At 65.4% G+C, this 15314-nt stretch carries 18 protein-coding genes; 10 read left to right on the top strand and 8 right to left on the bottom strand.

The annotated features are described in order from the left end of the window. Window positions 1-42 precede the first annotated feature (42 nt). Window positions 43-762, bottom strand: a complete 720-nt coding sequence (locus AC5LXK_RS21760) for an autoinducer binding domain-containing protein (protein ID WP_493393528.1) — start codon at window positions 760-762, stop codon at window positions 43-45. Window positions 763-835: 73 nt separating this feature from the next. On the opposite strand from AC5LXK_RS21760, the gene AC5LXK_RS21755 reads away from it, so the two are divergent. The 4 genes from AC5LXK_RS21755 to AC5LXK_RS21740 all read left to right on the top strand — a co-directional run bounded on the left by AC5LXK_RS21755 (window position 836) and on the right by AC5LXK_RS21740 (window position 3588). Continuing rightward, complete coding sequence (locus AC5LXK_RS21755) at window positions 836-1279, top strand: DUF4902 domain-containing protein (RefSeq protein WP_493393527.1); 444 nt, start codon at window positions 836-838, stop codon at window positions 1277-1279. Window positions 1280-1488: 209 nt separating this feature from the next. Further along, window positions 1489-2097, top strand: a complete 609-nt coding sequence (locus tag AC5LXK_RS21750) for an acyl-homoserine-lactone synthase (RefSeq protein WP_493393526.1) — start codon at window positions 1489-1491, stop codon at window positions 2095-2097. A 50-nt stretch (window positions 2098-2147) separates the two neighbouring features. Further along, on the top strand, window positions 2148-2912 hold the full coding sequence (locus tag AC5LXK_RS21745) for a hypothetical protein (RefSeq protein ID WP_493393525.1): 765 nt from the start codon (window positions 2148-2150) through the stop codon (window positions 2910-2912). A gap of 289 nt (window positions 2913-3201) precedes the next feature. Further along, window positions 3202-3588 (top strand): VOC family protein, encoded by a 387-nt coding sequence (locus tag AC5LXK_RS21740; protein ID WP_493393524.1) that lies wholly within the window; start codon window positions 3202-3204, stop codon window positions 3586-3588. A 21-nt stretch (window positions 3589-3609) separates the two neighbouring features. Here AC5LXK_RS21740 and AC5LXK_RS21735 read toward each other — a convergent pair whose 3' ends face one another. The 3 genes from AC5LXK_RS21735 to ribA all read right to left on the bottom strand — a co-directional run bounded on the left by AC5LXK_RS21735 (window position 3610) and on the right by ribA (window position 5916). Continuing rightward, entirely contained in the window at window positions 3610-4176 is a 567-nt protein-coding gene (locus AC5LXK_RS21735) for a GNAT family N-acetyltransferase (protein WP_493393523.1), read from the bottom strand. 138 nt (window positions 4177-4314) lie between these two features. Then, window positions 4315-5127, bottom strand: coding sequence for a hypothetical protein (locus tag AC5LXK_RS21730; protein WP_493393522.1), 813 nt, complete (start codon window positions 5125-5127; stop codon window positions 4315-4317). Window positions 5128-5265: 138 nt separating this feature from the next. Beyond that, window positions 5266-5916, bottom strand: coding sequence for a GTP cyclohydrolase II (ribA, locus tag AC5LXK_RS21725; RefSeq protein WP_006480964.1), 651 nt, complete (start codon window positions 5914-5916; stop codon window positions 5266-5268). Window positions 5917-6091: 175 nt separating this feature from the next. Between ribA and AC5LXK_RS21720 the strand changes: the two genes are divergently transcribed. Continuing rightward, on the top strand, window positions 6092-6550 hold the full coding sequence (locus AC5LXK_RS21720) for a CBS domain-containing protein (RefSeq protein WP_493393520.1): 459 nt from the start codon (window positions 6092-6094) through the stop codon (window positions 6548-6550). A 157-nt stretch (window positions 6551-6707) separates the two neighbouring features. Here the strand turns inward: AC5LXK_RS21720 and AC5LXK_RS21715 are convergent, their stop codons facing one another. Beyond that, window positions 6708-7037: a DUF4148 domain-containing protein gene (locus tag AC5LXK_RS21715; protein WP_493393519.1), complete on the bottom strand. Its 330-nt coding sequence runs from the start codon at window positions 7035-7037 to the stop codon at window positions 6708-6710. A gap of 511 nt (window positions 7038-7548) precedes the next feature. Between AC5LXK_RS21715 and AC5LXK_RS21710 the strand changes: the two genes are divergently transcribed. Then, window positions 7549-7947, top strand: a complete 399-nt coding sequence (locus tag AC5LXK_RS21710) for a GreA/GreB family elongation factor (RefSeq protein WP_493393518.1) — start codon at window positions 7549-7551, stop codon at window positions 7945-7947. 179 nt (window positions 7948-8126) lie between these two features. Here AC5LXK_RS21710 and AC5LXK_RS21705 read toward each other — a convergent pair whose 3' ends face one another. Then, window positions 8127-9212, bottom strand: coding sequence for a porin (locus AC5LXK_RS21705; RefSeq protein ID WP_493393517.1), 1086 nt, complete (start codon window positions 9210-9212; stop codon window positions 8127-8129). Between the two features lie 587 nt (window positions 9213-9799). Here AC5LXK_RS21705 and AC5LXK_RS21700 point away from each other — a divergent pair. Continuing rightward, on the top strand, window positions 9800-10171 hold the full coding sequence (locus AC5LXK_RS21700) for a hypothetical protein (RefSeq protein ID WP_493393516.1): 372 nt from the start codon (window positions 9800-9802) through the stop codon (window positions 10169-10171). Between the two features lie 247 nt (window positions 10172-10418). On the opposite strand, the gene AC5LXK_RS21695 is transcribed toward AC5LXK_RS21700, so the two are convergent. Then, the gene (locus AC5LXK_RS21695; RefSeq protein ID WP_493393515.1) at window positions 10419-10808 is read right to left on the bottom strand and encodes a winged helix-turn-helix transcriptional regulator; all 390 of its coding nucleotides are present in this window, start codon (window positions 10806-10808) and stop codon (window positions 10419-10421) included. A 327-nt stretch (window positions 10809-11135) separates the two neighbouring features. Between AC5LXK_RS21695 and AC5LXK_RS21690 the strand changes: the two genes are divergently transcribed. The 3 genes from AC5LXK_RS21690 (at window position 11136) to AC5LXK_RS21680 (ending at window position 14673) form a co-directional block, all read left to right on the top strand. Next, complete coding sequence (locus tag AC5LXK_RS21690) at window positions 11136-11612, top strand: nuclear transport factor 2 family protein (RefSeq protein WP_493393514.1); 477 nt, start codon at window positions 11136-11138, stop codon at window positions 11610-11612. A 125-nt stretch (window positions 11613-11737) separates the two neighbouring features. Next, window positions 11738-12634 carry a helix-turn-helix transcriptional regulator gene (locus AC5LXK_RS21685; protein WP_493393513.1) on the top strand — a complete coding sequence of 299 codons (897 nt, stop codon included), beginning with the start codon at window positions 11738-11740 and terminating at the stop codon, window positions 12632-12634. 413 nt (window positions 12635-13047) lie between these two features. Further along, the gene (locus tag AC5LXK_RS21680) at window positions 13048-14673 is read left to right on the top strand and encodes an amidohydrolase (protein ID WP_493393512.1); all 1626 of its coding nucleotides are present in this window, start codon (window positions 13048-13050) and stop codon (window positions 14671-14673) included. Window positions 14674-14692: 19 nt separating this feature from the next. Here the strand turns inward: AC5LXK_RS21680 and AC5LXK_RS21675 are convergent, their stop codons facing one another. Beyond that, complete coding sequence (locus AC5LXK_RS21675; RefSeq protein ID WP_493393511.1) at window positions 14693-15304, bottom strand: cysteine hydrolase family protein; 612 nt, start codon at window positions 15302-15304, stop codon at window positions 14693-14695. Window positions 15305-15314 lie beyond the last annotated feature (10 nt).

Below are 15314 nucleotides of genomic sequence, written 5' to 3'. Positions count from 1 at the left end.
TGGCGGCCGTCGCCTCCGGCGCCGCCACGTCGCGTGGCGTCGTCAGGGCGTTTCGATGAGCCCCGCCGAGATCGCCTTGACGACCGCCTGGACCTTGTTGGTCGCGCCGAGCTTCTCGAGGATGTTGTTCACGTGGAAGTTGACCGTCCGCTCCGAGATGCTGAGGATCTGGCCGATTTCACATGCGGTCTTGCCCTCGGCCGTCCAGCACAGCACCTCGCGCTCGCGCGCGGTCAGCGTGACGCCCGCCGCGGGCGACAGCTTCGGCACCATGAAGCTGCTCATCAGCGAATGCGACAGGTTCGCGAGCCAGTTCGTCTGCAGCGTCAGCATGTTGATCTCGGCCGGCGTCAGCCGGTCGGCATGACGTGCGATGCTCAGCAGGCCGAACGCACCGCGCGCCGCCCAGCTCGACTGGGCAACCCCTACCGACAACCCGAAATCGCGCGCATCCTGCCACAGCGGGCACGAGTCGATCCGGTCGACGTCGGGCCAGACGATCATGTTGGTGCTGAGCGCGCCGTCGCGAACCGTCGAATCGATCTCGATATAGTTCTGCGCCTGGTAGTGCGCCATCCAGCCGTCCGGATAGGTGTTGAAGATGGCGACCGCCGGCTTCGAAACAGGCAGCGGTACGCGAACGCCGTAACAGCAGTATTCGAATCCCAGCCGCTTGGAATAGGCGGCGATCCGCTGGAAGAGTTGCTGCTCGTCTTCCGCGGCGCTGAATTGTTGATAGGCATCCTGCCAGCGCAGTTCCATTCTTTCTCCGACAACGTCATGCTGTCATACTTGTCAGGTGCCAGCACCCATTCGAGGCTGATACATTCCGCGCATGACTTCACCCTTGCTGCACCCTGTCCCCGGCCCGTCCCCGGACGGCTACGTGCGCCTGTCAGAAGGCGCACTGGCCGTGCTTGTGCTCGACCATGTCGCAAGCGGCCTCGATGCATCGCTGCTTGCCGAACTGCGCGACAACGCGATCGACGCACGCCTCGCCGGTTATACCGAGTGGCACCGTGCGGCCCGTGCCGGCGCCCCTTACGTGACGGTCGGCTGGGACTGGTACCTCGAACGCGCGACGGGCATGTTCGTGATCGCGGGCGGCGACGTCCGCAGCAACGTGATGGCCGTCGACGCCAAGGGTGCCGACATCGGCATGTTCCGGACGGCTGCCGCGCTCGCCGCGCGGCTCGCCGGCATCGACTGGCCCGCCGCGGTCGCATCGGCCCTGCTCGGTCACAACGACGCCTATCATGCCGGTCCGACGCTCCAGTGACAACCGGCCGCGCATTCCTCTGACAATCTTGCAAGACTGGCGCCCTTTATAAGCAAAAGCGGCCCGGTTTTCAATCCCGCCGATCAAGAAACCGTTACCACCCCGCAAATGGCGCCGCTGCGCCGCCAACCTGTAAGAGTTACTAGTTACACCCCCCTCGTCCTGCGCGATGTAATGCACGCATACATAAGCACAGATCCGAGGACACCATGCGGACCTTCGTTCACGATGAAGGACGGTTGCCACACGAACTTGCAGCGGATCTCGGGCGCTATCGGCGCCGTGTGTTCGTCGAACAGCTCGGTTGGGCGCTCCCGTCGGCGAACGAGCGTTTCGAGCGCGACCAGTTCGATCGCGACGATACCGTCTACGTGTTCGCGCGAAATGCCGAAGGCGACATGTGCGGATGTGCGCGCCTGCTGCCCACGACGCGCCCGTACCTGCTGAATTCGCTGTTTGCCGACCTGATCGCCAAAGACATGCCGCTGCCGCAGTCGGCCGCCGTCTGGGAGCTGTCCAGGTTCGCGGCGACCGACGACGACGGCGGGCCGGGCAATGCCGAGTGGGCCGTGCGCCCGATGCTCGCGGCCGTCGTCGAATGCGCGGCGCAGCTCGGCGCACGGCAGTTGATCGGCGTGACGTTCGCGAGCATGGAGCGGCTGTTCCGCCGGATCGGCATTCACGCGCACCGTGCGGGCCCGCCGAAGCAGGTGGACGGTCGTCTGGTGGTCGCGTGCTGGATCGACCTCGATCCGCAAACGTTTGCTGCACTAGGAATCGAGCCGGGGCAGGTCGCCCGGCAAGCTATCGCCGCCTGAGCCGGGACGCACGTTCCATCCGGGCGGCATCGTAACGAAGGAGAACCAACGTGGACCAGTCTCAGGTCTTTCGCGCGATGATGCCCGGGTTGACGAGCGCCGGCGGCGCCCGCATCGCGGTCGCCTATCCGTCGTTTCCCAGGCCGCTGCCGCTCGTGCGGCTCGACCGCCGCGGGCTGGTGTTTCGTGCCGCCGGTGCCGCGCCGCTCGTCTGCGGGCTGCCGCGCCCGGCAACGCTGCTGGTCGCGGACGAGCCGCTCTGCTCGTTGCGCCTCGTGATTCGCGACATCGCCCCGGCCGACCACGGTCGGCACGACCTGACGATGCAGCCGTCCGGCGCAGCCGGCGACGAATTGCTGTGGCATGCGCTGCGCGATCGCGAGCCGTACCGGCACATTCGGCATCCGCTCGCCCCGGTCGACTTGCCCGCCGCCGCCGACGGCGAACCGCATGCGGCGGCCGGCGACACCGGATTGCGCCCGTCGCGCAGCGCGGCTTTCCGTCTCCCGTGCCACAGCGACGCACTCTTCTTCGCGGACTGGCTCGAATATCACTTCGACGAACTGCGCGCGCTGTCGCAACAGCACGGGCCGCAACTGCAACTCAATCAGCTCGAACGACAGGTTGACGACGACGAGGTCGGTGTGCGCTTCGTGTACGACACCGACGGGCATGCGACGCGCCACGCGCTGACCGACTGCGCGCGCGAAGCCTGTGCCTGGATCGAGACGGAGATGCGCAGCAAGTACGCGCTGCCGGTGGCGCAGGAGCGGTTCGGCGCGTTTGCCGCGCACGCACGGGCCGGCGGCATGTGAATCGGGCAATGTCCCGCGTCGGCGCGGGGCAGTTGGCACGGCCTTGAGTTGCATGGATACAACGAGGGCTTGCAAACGTCCGGGTTTTCCCTTAAATTTATGCCTGTCTCCTCCATGTCTCCAAACATGGATTCAGCCCGCTCAAGCAGCGGGCTTTTTCTTGCCTGCGCGGATTGCGGGGCCGCACCCTTTCGCGCCTTCGCCACCCGGTGCGCAAGCATTCCGACACACCACCGTCCGGATCGACCGGATATCATCGGCGGGTCTGCCACGCTCCCTCGAGGCCACCTTGCACGCCCATCTGCGCATTGCCCGCCCGGTCAGCAACCTTGCCCGCACCGAACGCATGTATCGCGACGCACTCGACCTGTCGGTCCTCGCGCGCTTCGAAGATCACGACGGCTTTTCCGGCGTGATGCTCGGACGCGAAGGTCTCGACTATCACTTCGAGTTCACGCACTGCCCCGACCATCCGATTGCGCCGTCGCCGACGCCCGAGGACCTGATCGTCTTCTACCTGCCGGATCGCCCGGAATGGGAAGCCGCATGCGAGCGCGCGACCGCACACGGCTTCATGCCCGTGACGTCGTTCAATCCGTTTTGGGAGATATCCGGCCAGACCTTCGAGGATGCCGACGGCTACCGGGTCGTGCTGCAGAACGGCACGTGGCGTTGACGGGCGGATCCGCGTGAGCCGTCAGGCGCCGAGGTTGCCTCCGGCGCGGGCGACATAGACGACGTGCCGTCGCAGCGCGTGCCCTTCAGGCAACGCAGGATGATCGAAATCGCGTCCGGGCTGGCGCAGCATGCCGAGCCGCTGCATCACCCGTTGCGATCGCAGGTTGGTGTCAGCCGTCCACCCATGGATCGCGTCGAGCCCGATCCGGCCGAACCCGTCGGCCAATGCGGCGGCGGCCGCTTCGGCAACGTAGCCTTGCCCCCACGCGTGGCGCGCCTGCCGCCACATGATCTCGACGCACGGTGCCATCGGATGCGTTGCGCGTGCTTCGCGTGACAGGCCACACAGGCCGATCAGCGTCGCGTCGGCGCGGCGCTCGACCGCCCAGACACCGAAACCGTGGGCATCGAAGTGAGCGTCGAAGCGCGTGAGCACCCCGCTCGCCTCGTCGACCGGCATCGGGCCGCGCGCAAGCCACGCGGTCACGTCCGGATCCGCATGCATTTCCGACAGCGCTGCCGCGTCCGCCAGCTGCCAGCGACGCAGCGTAAGACGTTCGGTTTCGATCTTCGACGGCGTGGTCACGGGTAAGCAAATCGCGTGAGTAACGACCCAGCAGCGATGACATAACGCCCCCGAAGGTGCAACGGATCAACGGGAAATCGCGATCGTCGCCGAGGTTGGCGACATATTGCCGGCCGAATGGGCAGTGCCTGCATCTTTCTAGAACGTTGCGACAGTTTGCGCGATCGACTGGATCTGCAGATTGCGCAGATAGGCATCGGGCGTTCTGCAGTCCGCCCCCATGTGACCCTGTGTCGACGTGTTCACAAACTCATAAAAATCCGCAGCTGGATCCTGCACCCAAACAATTTGATACGAGAGTGCGCCAACGACTTTCCCCCCTTTCTCGTCGACTGCCTGGGCGTTCATCGACGTGAGCGCATCCACGGCCGTGTAATTTCTGTTCCTTACCGAGTAGCTGCTCGATCCACGGGGATAGTCGCAAGTCGCGATCGGCGTCACTATCCCAACTTGCTTGCCGGCCGCCTGCATTCGCTGAATGAACACCTCCAGATCCTGCTTGAACTGCTCGGCGGCCGCCTTCTGCGCAAGATCCATCCATGGCGTCACCATGTCGTCGAGTTGAAAATTAGCGAGGACATAGCTGCTCGGGTCTGTCTTGAATTGATCCGCCGTCGGCGGCTGGCCGTTGCTCCCGACCGTGACAAGCGTGTGTAAAGACGTTCCGGTCATTACCTGCGGAGTCACCGTCGCCGCCACGCCCTGGGCTGCCAACGCAGCTTGCAGCGCCTGGACCGTTGCCTGCGTATCCGCTGCCACACCCGGTGCGGCAGTGCTCGCTGAACTCGATACGATTGGCGGGCCGTAAATCGAGATCGTCATCGTCTTTGTGATCGGCTTGGTGCCGCCACTGCCGCCACTGCTGCTACTGCCTCCACCGCCGTCACCATCGCCACCACACGCCGCCAGTCCAGCAAAAGCCAGAATGGCCACAGCCAGGGCCCTCGTCATTATTCTGTTCTCCGGTTCGGTTTGTTCTGATGCGGCCTCTCAGACGCCCCGATATCTTACACTTCCTTACTACCGGCGAAAGCTTCGACGCACATGACCCGGATGCAACAAGGGGCTCCGCAGAGCCCCTTGTTTCCGTTACTCGTTTTCCTCGAAGTAATGCCCGAACTTCGTCTGCTTCGTGCGGATATAACGCTCGTTTTCCTCACGCACCGGCACCGCAAGCGCCACGCGCTCGCAGACGGGAATGCCGTGCTTCACGAGCGTGTCGAACTTCTTCGGGTTGTTGCTCATCAGCCGCACCGACGTCACGCCGAGGATGCGAAGAATCGCAGCGGCCGAGTCGTATTCGCGGGCGTCGTCGGGCAGGCCGAGATCGAGGTTCGCTTCGACGGTGTCGCGCCCCTGCTCCTGCAGCGCATAGGCGCGGATCTTGTTGCTCAGGCCGATCCCGCGGCCTTCATGGCCGCGCAGATACAGCAGCACGCCGCGATCTTCGGCCGCGATGTAGCGCAATGCGAGATCGAGCTGCTCGCCGCAATCGCAGCGATACGAGCCGAACACGTCGCCGGTCAGGCATTCGGAATGCAGCCGCGTCAGCACGGACTGCTCGCCGGTCACGTCGCCCATGACGAGCGCGAGATGTTCGGCATCGCTGCCCGATACGCGGAACGCGTATGACGTGAACGTACCGTAGCGCGTAGGCAGTGACGCGGTGGCAACGAGCGTCACGCACTCGTCGGCCTGGCCATTGCCCGGCGTGGGCGATTGGGGACGCGAAGACATCATGAATTCAATCGAAACGTTCAGGAATGTAGGAGTTGTGTGGATGGTGCGTGACGGGAGTTTACCGCTAATCTGGAAACGTCACGCGACTGCCGCCGCCCGCCCGGCTATACTGGGCTCACGGGTGACGCGCATCACGCCTGCCTTCCCTGCATCGACCTGCACACGGAGAAAGCGAATGAGCACGACTGTCGCGCAGATTCTCAAGGCCAAGCCGGATTCGGGCCGCACCATCTACACCGTCACGAAAGCCGATCTCGTCTACGACGCCATCAAGCTGATGGCGGAAAAGGGGATCGGCGCACTGCTGGTCGTCGACGGCGACGACATCGCGGGCATCGTCACCGAGCGCGACTACGCGCGCAAGGTCGTTCTGCTGGACCGCTCGTCGAAAGCCACGCGCGTCGAGGACATCATGACGTCGAAAGTGCGCTACGTCGAACCGTCGCAATCGACCGACGAGTGCATGGCCCTGATGACCGAGCACCGGATGCGCCACCTGCCCGTCCTCGACGACGGCAAGCTGGTCGGCCTCATCTCGATCGGCGACCTCGTGAAGAGCGTGATTGCCGATCAGCAGTTCACGATCAGCCAGCTCGAACACTATATCCACGGCACGCCGGTCACGTCCGCCTGATTCGCCCCAGCAAAAAAGGCCCAAACGCATCAGCGTCTGGGCGGAAAGCCGCCGGCATGCGGCGACGGAGGTTCTGCTCCTGCGGGCGAACGACGCGCGCGAATGGCGCGCGTCTCGTCGATTCAGCGGTGCGCTCGGGCAGACCCGGGACGTTCGATCAGTTACCGAAGTAGACCGAGTTCACGGGATTCGGTGCTTCCCGCGTCATGCGGCGGCCCGCTTGTGCGGCGCCCGTCGCCACGGCACCGTAGCCGCTCGTATCGGCCTGCGCGAGCATCGGCTGGTTCGGCTGGATCCGCTGCTCCGCAGCCTGGATGTTGTTCGGGTACTGCGAATCGCTTGCCAGCGGCTTGTAGCCGTTCTGTTCGAGCTGCACGAGCTCAGCCTTGACCTGGTCGCGGGTCAGCCCCTGTTCGGACTGTGCGAACGACGCGATCGGAGCGGCAAGGACGGATGCGGCGATGGCTGCGTAGATGATCGACTTCATGATTTACCTCCGGAATATGTTCTCTTTTGACGTCGCCTCGGCAGGACTGTCTGAAGCGATTGAGTCCAGTGTAGTTCGCGTCACTCCAAGGGGAAACCCTTAGTTTGAACATACAGCGTTGCAATTTTGGCAAATATCGCCCACTGTTTCCGGACAGGGTCGCTGTCACTTACTTCATCCGCACAACAATCGCTGACGAAACGCCAACAGCCGGATCACATATTCCGAAGGTTGTGTTGTAGAATCGTAAGGTTTTATTCGCCAGCCGATATTCCATCCACCATGCACGCGCTCACGCCCCTTTCGGTTTCGCCGTCCGGCCCGGCCGGCGTGCGCGCGCACGCCGGCCATCCGGCGCACCCCCTCGCTCGACGCACGGCCCAGGCGCCGCTCGCCCCTGCCCGGCGCCTGATCTGACCGCTCGGTCTCCACCCGGAGCCAGTCAGACAGGCTCCGGGCGATCCTCATAGGCACGCCACGCCTGCCCCTGCCGATCATTTGGAGAACTGCCATGAAACAACGCCTTTACCAGCTGACCGAACTCGACGTCGCTCGCCTCGAAAAGCACGCCGAACACAACCCGCGCTTCCAGACGATGCTGGATACGCTGCTCGAACGCGCCGATATCGTCCAGCCCGACGCCATCAAGGCGAACGTCGTCACGATGAACTCGCAGATCACGCTGCTCGACGAAGCCACCCAGGAACAAGCCACCTGGACGATTGTTTATCCGGATGCCGCCAATCTCGAACTCGGTCGCCTGAACGTGTTCTCGCCCGTCGGCATGGCGCTGCTGGGCACGCAACGCGGCCAGCTGGTCAAGGTGACGCAGCCGAGCGGCGCCGAAAAGCTGATGAAGGTCGCTGCGATCGTGTTCCAGCCGGAAGCCAACGGCGAATACACGCGCTGAGCGTATCGGCCGCAAGACTCCGCGCCGAGACGGGCGCAGAAGCGAAAAAAGCGAGGCTTGCGCCTCGCTTTTTTGCGTCCGGACGATCCGGCTCATCGGCATCGCATTCCACGGACGAAAAAAAGGCGCCCGAAGGCGCCTTTTCGATACTGCGAAGCGGGTTACCCCGCCCGTCACGCTTAGAAGCGGTGACGCAGACCAACCGTTGCTGCGGTTTGGTTGATCGACGTGCTCGATGCCGTCGTGTTGTCGCCGTTGTAGATGCCCGTGCCGACGAGGTTGTTGCCCTTCGCGCCACGCTGGTACACAGCTTGTGCGTAGACGTCGGTGCGCTTCGACAGAGCGTAGTCAGCTTGCACGCCGAACTGGTTCCAGTGCGAGCTGCCGTTGTTGACCTTCGCGTTCGTGTACGTGTAAGCAGCACCCAGGCCGAGAGCCGGCGTCAGGTTGTACTTTGCGTTGACTTCGTAGTTGTCAGCGCGCAGCGTGCCAACACCGTTAGCCTGGTTGTCGATACGCGATTGCGTCCATGCAGCGCCGACTTGTGCCGGGCCGAATGCGTAACCAGCAGCAGCACCGTACGTACGGACGCGGCCTTGGCCAGCGATCGACGACGCGCCGCTTGCGTTGGTACCGTCACCCAGGTTCGCTTGCGAGTAAGCTGCACCCAGCTTCAGGCCTTGGAACTGGTACGACGCACCCGCGCTGTATGCACGGTTGTTGCCGAAGTTCTGGTTGTTCGAGAACGAGTACGTACCGCCGAATTGCAGGCCAGCGTAGTTAGCGCTCGTGTACTTGATCGAGTTGTTCAGTGCGACGTCGCCGTTCGTGCTCAGACGGTCGTTGTTGAGCGGGTGCGCGAAGTACGTGCCGCCCCACGAGCCCGTTGCCGTCAGCGGCGCGAGGTAGTCTTGCGTTGCGTCGTACTGCTTACCCAGCGTAACCGTGCCGTACTGGCTCGACAGGCCAACGAAAGCCTGGCGGTTGAACATGCCGCCGTTGTTGCCCAGCTTGCCGTTACCGATACCGAAGCCGCTTTCCAACGTGAAGATTGCCTTCAGGCCGCCACCGAGGTCTTCCGAACCACGCAGACCGAAACGGCTTTGGTCGATACCCGAGCCCATCGACCACAGCGACTTGCCGCCGACGTTGCTTTGGTAGGTGATGCCTGCGTCCAGCACGCCGTACAGCGTGACGCTGCTTTGCGCGTGAGCGACGGTTGCGAACGATGCTGCAGCGGCTGCAACGATCAGAGTCTTGTTCATTCGTGGAGCTCCCTTCTATAAAAAGAGGCAGGTCTCGCGACCTTGTTCATAAACGGTCTTCAACCGCCCGGGAGTGCCATCGGTCCTGCTGGCCACGCCCGGATAGTTGCCCGTTTGGGAACCGTGAGTTTAGGGGTGTACCCTAGGGGAGCGATCCGCAAATAAAGAAATAAGCTTTTCCAGAACTAGAAATAATGAAAGTGGGGCCGCGTCATAAGTATTTGTTTTAACGATTGTTTTTGACTTCTTGACGAGGGCTTTTTGGAGGTCTCCATCGCACCATTCTTTCATGTCATCGTCTTGACGGTTGCATAGAAACAACAAGCGGATCGGGTTCAGCACCTCAAATCGGCAATTTTTACCCGATTTGATCTCAAATATTAGGCGCCTCGCGCCTAAAACGTCCTCGCCGGCCAGAAAACAGGATCCGGAGGACGCCCCGTGCGCGATCCCTGTCAGCCGACGGCAAGGGAAAGGTGGCTTGCGCCCGCCGTGACACGCGGTAACAGCCTTAACGGCCCGCGTAACCCGGCAAGCAGACCGGCAGGCTAATGTAAGGCAGCCTCGACACCTCAACAGGACACGCCATGAATCGACGCTCGTTGCTGCGCGCCATCGGATTGACCGCCGCCTTCGTCGGCACCGGCTGGCTGCGTGCCGCCTCGGCCCAGCCCGCACCGCCCGTGTACCGGCCGTCCGGCCCGAACCGCGTGCCCGGCGGCCCGCCCTACGACGCTCGCCCGGGCTTCGCGCCGCCGGCGGCACGGCACGACCGCCGCCCGCCGCCTCCCCGGCAGCACGGCTATATATGGACGGACGGCTACTGGCGCTGGCAGCGCGGCCGCTATATATGGGTGTCCGGTCGCTGGGTCGCACGGCGCCCCGGGCGCCGCTGGGTGCCCGGCTACTGGCGCCGCCAGGGGCCCGTCTGGGTCTATGTCGACGGTTCGTGGCGGTAAGCGGCGGCCCGGCTCCGGCCGGTGAAGATCCGGAGCCGGGCAACGTGCTCGAGCCGGCGCCATACGCACGACGGCATCACGACACGTGGCCGGCGGGGCCGGTCAACACGTCGCCCGCACCGTTCATCCTGCCGATACCCTTCGGATAACGAAATCACGCATGGCGATGCGAATGCATCCGGCCATGCGTCACGCCATCGCACTCGACGCCAGCACACCTTCAACGGCCGAACACGGCGTGCGCACCCTATTCAGCGCCCGCCCCCTCCAGTTCGCGTGCACGACGGCGCGCCGCGCAGATCGCGCGATGATGCTCGTCGGCCCACTGGATCATCGCCTGCATCGGCGTCAGGAACGAACGCCCGAGGTCGGTCAACGCATATTCGACGCGCGGCGGCACTTCGGCGAACAGCGCACGACTGACGAAACCGTCCTGCTCCAGCCGCTTCAGCGTGCGCGACAGCATCTGGTTCGACACGTCGCCGATCGCGCGGCCGAGTTCGTTGAAGCGCATCGTTCCGCCCGCCAGCGCTTCGAGCACGAGCAGGCTCCACTGGTCACCGATGCGGTCGAGCACATCGCGGATCGGGCACGGCTGATCGAGTTCGACGGATACGTCGGCGGACGGAAGCGGCATGACGGAATTCTCTTTCTCTGGCGGCGCACGGTCACCGCGGTGTGACCTGTTCACACCGCGGTGACTTCTTGTGACGGGTTCGCGGCAACTGTACCATTCGATCGGCCCGACACCCGCCCGGATTCGCCAGTTCAACGAAGCATGTCGACGCCGCGTTGCCCGGCAGTATCGGCAGCGGCAACGTCATGGACTTCGCTGCGAATCCTTCGGCCGATACGGCATGTGTCGCAGCTACGCCGCCATCGCCCGCCGGTCGTCGCGAGCAGCGCAAACCGCAGTCGCGCATCGCGCGCCCATCCACGCACCGTCAGACAAGGAAAACGCTACATGTCATCGTTCCGCTCCCCCGTTCGCGCCATTGCCGCAGTCGTCCTGCTGGCCGCATCGACGGCCGCGCTGGCCGCCGGCCCGGCCCCGCGCGACCTGGCTGCCGAGGAAGCCAACCGCCAGCTCGTGCTGACGTTCTACGACCGCTTCTTCAACAAGCACGAAGCGGTCGAGGCCGCGGCCGTCGTCGCGGACGACTATAAACAGCACAACCCGCACGTGCCGGACGGCAAGAAGCCGTTCGTGTCGTACTTCGTCGGCGCGTTCCAGAAGAATCCGGCGTCGCGCGCACGCATCGTCCGCAGCGCGACCGACGGCGATCTCGTCTACCTGCACGTGCATGCGACCGAGCGTCCGGGCGATCGCGGCGAAGCGGTGGTCGACATCTTCCGCGTGAAGGACGGCAAGATCGTCGAGCACTGGGACGTGATCCAGCCTGTACCCGAAACTTCCGCGAACCGGAACACGATGTTCTGACGCGCGGGGCCGGCACGCGCCGGGCGCCGATCGCGTATCGGCCGCCGGCCGGGCAAGCGCGGATGCCCGGCGACGGCGAAGTCCCCTACAATCGTGCTTCGCCGCCGCGCCGGCCTCCGTCTCGCTTGACCGCACCGCCGGCCGCCGTGCCGCCGCACGCGAAGCGCGGCCCGCGCGGGCGGCCGTTCGCGAAGACGGTGTCCACGATGAGCCCCGCCCATATTTCCCTGAGTAACGCCGGCGACCTGGTCGCCAGCCTCGGCAGTCCGCAGTTTCCCGCCCGGCTTTGGGCGTGGCTGCGCGAAACCGTCGATCCGCAGTCCCATTACAGCGTCGCGACGCGTTACCGTCGCGACGCGCCGTCGCAATCGGTCGACAGCGTCGACGTGCTGTTCTTCGCCGGCGGCGACGATCCCGACGGCACGCGCCACGCACTCGATCTATATACACAGGGCGACTGGCGCTCCGATGCCCTGCTTCCGCATATCGAACGCGTCACCGATTCGCAGCTCGTGTTCTCGTGCAACGAGGAAATCGATACGGCAACCGAGTACGGCCGCCAGTTCGCGCTCGGCGAGCTCGGCGAAGACTGCACGCTGCTCGGCAGCGAGCGCGATTACGTCTATGCCTTCTCGCTGTTCCGCCGGCGCGGCCAGCCGTCCTATACGCTGGCCGAACTGACGCTGGTGCGCCAGCTCGGCGATTTCGTGCTGCCGCTGCTGATCCAGCACGCGCGGCTCGCCCGCCTGACGCCGCGTTCGGACGACGGCGCGCTGCTGCAGCGCTTCGAACACCGGCTGTCGGCCAGCGGCGCGGCGCTGTCGCAGCGCGAGCGGCTTGTCTGCCGCGCGGTGCTGCAGGGCCAGCCGGTCCCGCAAATCGCCGACACGCTCGCGCTCAAGCCGAGCAGCGTGCGCACCTACCTCGGGCGGGCGCTCGCGAAGCTCGGCGTCGCGAACCGGGCCGGGCTCTTTGCATGGTGCGTGACGGAAGAAGCCGCACCGGAAGACCGCGGTCACTAGGCGGCGCTGCCGCGTCGTTACTGCCGCCACCGCCGCCTTTGTCGCGCGTTGTCCTCAAAACAATGACAGACAGCCGGCTCTCCCGCTCCTAGTATCTGACTCAACCGACGACAGGAACGCGTCGGATGCCACGGAGACACGGAATGCCGAATACCGGATGGACGCCGGCCCGCACGGCCGCGAGCGCGTCGCCCATCGTCACGCCGATGCGGACGGGTCGGCGAAACCGGCATGACGCTCCGGCAGCCATCGCCGGTCTTCGCCACGGCACATCGCCGCCGTCGCCGCGCAACGCCGGCACATAACGCCCCTCACCCCATTCCAACCCGACCGGGTTCACCCGACCGGACGAGCCGCACGGCCCGCCCGCCGGACACGTGCGCCCGTCGACACCCTCAATCCGGAGGAGACACATGCAACACGCCGATACCGTCTATCTGAACGGCCTGCTTTACACGGGCGACGCGCAGCGCCGCTTCGCACAGGCGCTCGCCACGAAGGACGGCAAGATCGTCGCGGTCGGCCGCGACGACGACATCCGCCCGCTGGCCGGCCCCGCCACGCGAGTGGTCGACCTGGCCGGACGGCTGATGCTGCCGGGCCTCATCGACGGTCACGTCCATCCGCTCGAAGGCCATCAGATCCTCGGCGATTTCGACCTGTCCGGCATCAACGATCCCGACGCGATCCTGCAGCGCATCCGCGCGTGCGCCGATGCGACGCCGAACGAGCCGTGGGTCTATCTCGGCGGTGCGAACCTCGCGGCGTTCGGCGCGTACCCGACCCGCGAGCTGCTCGACCGGATCGTGCCCGACCGGCCGCTGCTGGTGGTCGGCTTCGACGTGCACAGCGGCTGCCTCAACACGAAGGGGCTCGAAGCGGCCGGCATCCGTGCCGACACGCCCGATCCGTCCGGCGGCGTGATCGAGCGCGATGCGTCCGGCGCGCCGACCGGTGTCGTGCACGAAGCCGCGTTCTACCGCGTGTGCCCGATCATTCCGCAACTGAGCCCGGCCGGCTACCCGAAGTCGCTCGCGAAAGCACACGCGATGGCGCACGGCTACGGCATCACGGGCTGGTTCGACGCACGCGTCGAGGAGGCCGAACTCAAGGCCTATGCCGCCGCGCAGCGCGCCGGCACGCTGAAGGTCTACATGAGCGCGGGCCTCTATGCGAACCCGCGTCGGGACCCGCGCGAACAGGTCGAACGCTTCGCCGGATGGCGCCGCGAATACGCGTGCGACAACCTGCGCCTGCATACCGTGAAGATCTTCGTCGACGGCGTGCCCGAATCGAAAACCGCCGCGCTGCTCGAGCCGTACGCGGGCACCGACGACTGCGGCCTCGCGCTGTGGAGCCAGGACGCGCTGAACGAAATCTGCCTGCTCGCCGATACGGCCGGCTTCGACCTGCACTTCCACACGCTGGCCGACCGCGCGGTGCGCATGACGCTCGACGCGCTCGAATACGTGCAGCGCCGCAACGGAATGCGCGACCGGCGCGCGCAGCTCGCGCACCTGCAACTCGTCGATCCGGCCGACATGAGCCGCTTCAACCGGCTCGATGCGATCGCCAGCGTGCAGACGCTGTGGACGGCCGCCCGCGAGGAACAGCAACAGCTCTACCGCGACCTGCTCGGCGCCGAGCGCACCTCGCGCAACTATCCGTTCCGCAGCCTGCGCAACGCGGGTGCGATGCTCGCGGCCGGCTCCGACTGGTCGGTCAGCACGATGGACCCGATGCAGATCATCCAGACGGGCGTCACGCACCTGCTGATCGACCAGCCCGACAGCCCGCCGTGGAATCCGCACGAGCGGCTCGACCTGCTCACGATGCTCGAAGCCTATACGGTGAACACCGCGTATGCACTGCGCTTCGACGACTGCACGGGTTCGCTCGAAGCGGGCAAGGACGCGAGCTTCGCGATCCTCGACCGCAACCCGTTCGCGCACCCGGTCGAAACGTTCGCGCAAACCCGCGTGATCGAGACGCGCTTTCGCGGCGAAGTCGTCTACGCCGCGCCGGGCTGGGCCGACTGAGCGTCGACCCGGGCCGTCGTCAGGCGACGCCGAGCGCCAGCACCTGCTCGGTCGTCAGCACGTCGCCGAACGTATCCGACAGCGCGGCCAGCGTCGCGCGATGGAGGTCGCGGTGCGGCACCGTGCCGCCGTCCGCGACGTCGAGGTCGCGCGTCGCACAGGCATCGTCGACGACGATCACCCCGTAGCCGAGCGGCACCGCATCGCGCGCCGCGCCGGCCACGCACGCATGCGTCATCAGGCCCGTGACGATCAGCGTGTCGATGCCGGCCGCCTTCAGCCGCGCATCGAGGTCCGTCGTCGGGAACACGCTCACCGACGTCTTCTTCACGACCGCGTGATGCGGCGCCGGCTGCAGGTCCGCGTGGAAGCGGAAGCCGTCGCTGCCGTCGGCGAAGATCGGGCTGTCGGCCGTATCGACGTGCTGGACGTGGAACACCGGAATGCCCGCGCGGTCGGCGAACGCGATCACGCGCTGCGCATTGCCCAGCGCGCGCGGCCCTTCCGGAATCGGCAGCCGGCCGCTGAAGTATTCGTTCTGGAAATCGATCACCAGCAGCGCGGTGCGGGCGGCGGCGATCGACGTCGGCGCGGTCGCGCCGGCCAGGGTACGGATGGTCGGATGTTGCATGGGTCGCTCT

It is taken from the genome of Burkholderia pulmonis, from assembly GCF_984667975.1.
This window is presented reverse-complemented; position numbering and strand designations above follow the sequence as displayed.

Excerpts from the sequence above, each read along its gene's own strand:
- AC5LXK_RS21710 (WP_493393518.1), top strand. The coding sequence starts at position 7,549 with ATGAAACAACGCCTTTACCAGCTGACCGAACTCGACGTCGCTCGCCTC.
- AC5LXK_RS21715 (WP_493393519.1), bottom strand. The coding sequence starts at position 7,037 with ATGAAGTCGATCATCTACGCAGCCATCGCCGCATCCGTCCTTGCCGCT.
- AC5LXK_RS21695 (WP_493393515.1), bottom strand. The coding sequence starts at position 10,808 with ATGCCGCTTCCGTCCGCCGACGTATCCGTCGAACTCGATCAGCCGTGC.
- AC5LXK_RS21755 (WP_493393527.1), top strand. The coding sequence starts at position 836 with ATGACTTCACCCTTGCTGCACCCTGTCCCCGGCCCGTCCCCGGACGGC.
- AC5LXK_RS21705 (WP_493393517.1), bottom strand. The coding sequence starts at position 9,212 with ATGAACAAGACTCTGATCGTTGCAGCCGCTGCAGCATCGTTCGCAACC.
- AC5LXK_RS21690 (WP_493393514.1), top strand. The coding sequence starts at position 11,136 with ATGTCATCGTTCCGCTCCCCCGTTCGCGCCATTGCCGCAGTCGTCCTG.
- AC5LXK_RS21760 (WP_493393528.1), bottom strand. The coding sequence starts at position 762 with ATGGAACTGCGCTGGCAGGATGCCTATCAACAATTCAGCGCCGCGGAA.
- AC5LXK_RS21750 (WP_493393526.1), top strand. The coding sequence starts at position 1,489 with ATGCGGACCTTCGTTCACGATGAAGGACGGTTGCCACACGAACTTGCA.
- AC5LXK_RS21720 (WP_493393520.1), top strand. The coding sequence starts at position 6,092 with ATGAGCACGACTGTCGCGCAGATTCTCAAGGCCAAGCCGGATTCGGGC.
- AC5LXK_RS21675 (WP_493393511.1), bottom strand. The coding sequence starts at position 15,304 with ATGCAACATCCGACCATCCGTACCCTGGCCGGCGCGACCGCGCCGACG.
- ribA (WP_006480964.1), bottom strand. The coding sequence starts at position 5,916 with ATGATGTCTTCGCGTCCCCAATCGCCCACGCCGGGCAATGGCCAGGCC.
- AC5LXK_RS21700 (WP_493393516.1), top strand. The coding sequence starts at position 9,800 with ATGAATCGACGCTCGTTGCTGCGCGCCATCGGATTGACCGCCGCCTTC.
- AC5LXK_RS21730 (WP_493393522.1), bottom strand. The coding sequence starts at position 5,127 with ATGACGAGGGCCCTGGCTGTGGCCATTCTGGCTTTTGCTGGACTGGCG.
- AC5LXK_RS21680 (WP_493393512.1), top strand. The coding sequence starts at position 13,048 with ATGCAACACGCCGATACCGTCTATCTGAACGGCCTGCTTTACACGGGC.